Origin of the sequence: Streptomyces sp. NPDC051172 (genome assembly GCF_040682555.1) — a bacterium.
Taxonomy (GTDB): domain Bacteria; phylum Actinomycetota; class Actinomycetes; order Streptomycetales; family Streptomycetaceae; genus Streptomyces.
Genome location: NZ_JBFBBE010000290.1, coordinates 1 through 2078 on the forward strand (window position 1 = coordinate 1; position 2078 = coordinate 2078).

2 protein-coding genes are annotated in these 2078 nt (G+C 67.5%); one reads left to right on the plus strand and one right to left on the minus strand.

Annotation, left to right across the window (positions count from 1 at the left end):
- Window positions 1-40: 40 nt before the first annotated feature.
- The gene (locus AB0N07_RS50420; protein ID WP_350747015.1) at window positions 41-1288 is read left to right on the plus strand and encodes an IS256 family transposase; all 1248 of its coding nucleotides are present in this window, start codon (window positions 41-43) and stop codon (window positions 1286-1288) included.
- Window positions 1289-1521: 233 nt separating this feature from the next.
- Here AB0N07_RS50420 and AB0N07_RS50425 read toward each other — a convergent pair.
- Window positions 1522-2078: recombinase family protein (locus AB0N07_RS50425; RefSeq protein ID WP_365847660.1), on the minus strand; the 557-nt coding region annotated here is incomplete at its 5' end.

Sequence of the window (2078 nt, forward strand, 5' to 3'; positions counted from 1 at the left end):
AGCGAACCTTCCACAGCACTCTCGAAAGGACATCACCACGATGACCGCTCCACACATTGTCGACCCTGAACGCCTGCTGCGCGAAGCTCTCGGGGAGGCCTCCCCAGACCTGCTGCGCCACCTGCTGCAGACCGTGATCAACGCACTGCTCTCCGCCGACGCTGACGCGGTCTGCGGGGCCGAGTACGGCAAGCCCTCCGAACACCGGACAGCGCAGCGCAACGGCTACCGCCACCGACCCCTGGACACCCGCGCCGGCACGATCGATGTGGCCATCCCCAAACTCCGGGCCGGCACGTACTTCCCCGAATGGCTGCTCGAGCGCCGCAAACGGGCCGAGTCCGCACTGATCACCGTGGTCGCGGACTGCTACCTGGCCGGGGTCTCGACCCGGCGCATGGACAAGCTCGTACGGCAGCTGGGCATCGACTCGCTCTCGAAGTCCCAGGTCAGCCGGATGGCACAGGAGTTGGACGAGCACATCGAGGCTTTCCGTCACCGGCCGCTGGGCGAGGCCGGCCCGTTCGTGTTCCTCGCCGCCGACGCCCTGACCATGAAAGTCAGAGAGGGCGGGCGGGTGATCAACGCGGTGGCCATGCTCGCCACCGGGGTCAACGCCGACGGGCGCCGCGAAGTCCTCGGGCTGAGGGTGGCCACCACGGAGACGGGTGCGGCGTGGAACGAGTTCTTCGCGGACCTGGTGGCCCGGGGGCTGGCCGGGGTGGCACTGGTGACCTCGGACTCCCATCGCGGCCTCGTGGAAGCCGTGGCGGCGAACCTGCCCGGGGCCGTGTGGCAACGCTGCCGCACCCATTACGCGGCGAATCTGATGGCCGTGACCCCGAAGAGCATGTGGCCGGCGGTGAAGGCCATGCTGCACAGCGTGTACGACCAGCCCGACGGGCCGGCCGTGCAGGCCCAGTTCGAGCGCCTGTTGGACTACGTGCAGGACAGGTTGCCCGCGGTGGCTGGGCACCTCGATGCAGCACGAGAGGACATCCTCGCGTTCACCTCGTTCCCGAGGGACGTGTGGTCCCAGATCTGGTCGAACAACCCTGCCGAGCGGCTGAACCGGGAGATCCGGCGCCGCACGGACTCGGTGGGGATCTTCCCGAACCGGGATGCCGTGGTGCGTCTGGTCGGGGCTGTGTTGGCCGAGCAGACCGATGAGTGGGCCGAAGGCCGCCGGTATCTCGGCCTGGAACTGCTCGCCCGGTGCCGTGAGCCCCTGACCACGGAGCAAGAGACCGTGATGAGCACGGAGGTGATGCCGACCCTGCAGACCTGACAGGTACAAGCCCCCTACAACCTCGAAGACGGCTACACCACTTCCAGGGACTTGACCGGGGTACTTCGCACTGGGCACAACTCAAGAGTCTATGGGGTGGGAGATCGTCCCCGCTCTCGAAACCTCCCGCCACAACCCATAGGTTCTTGGCAACGACTCGGGCGACCCAGTCCTGTGGATGTGATGGCTTGGTGGCGGGTTTCTGTGATCGCTCAGTGGCGGTGCAGGCGCGGTCAGGTGTCGGTCGTGGTGCGGCGCAGCTCGCGGTAGATGGTGGTGCGGGAGACGTTGAACAGCTCGGCCAGCTCGGCTTGGGTGTGCTCGCCGGCGGCGTGCAACGTCAGCAGGTGCTTGCGCTGAGAGGGCGAGAGCTTGGGCTTCTTGCCTTTGAGTTTGCCCTTGGATCTGGCGATGGCCATGCCTTCGCGGGTGCGCAGGCGGATGAGGTCCGCCTCAAACTCGGCCACCATGCCGAGCACGTTGAACAGCAACCGGCCGACGGCGTCGTTGGGGTCGTAGACGCTGCCTCCGAGACTGAGCGCCACTCCCTTGGTGGTGAGCTCGTCGGCGATGTCCCTCGCGTCCGGGAGCGAGCGGGCCAGCCGGTCGAGCTTGGTCACCACCAGGGTGTCGCCGTCCCGGGTCGCGGCCAGCGCTTCGCGCAGCCCGGGCCGGGCGCGGGTCGTTCCCGACAGGCCGTGGTCGAAGTAGATGTCCTTGTTCTCGACTCCGAGGCGCTCGAGTGCTTCCCGTTGGGCGGAGAGGTCTAGCTCGAGAGTCGAGACGCGCG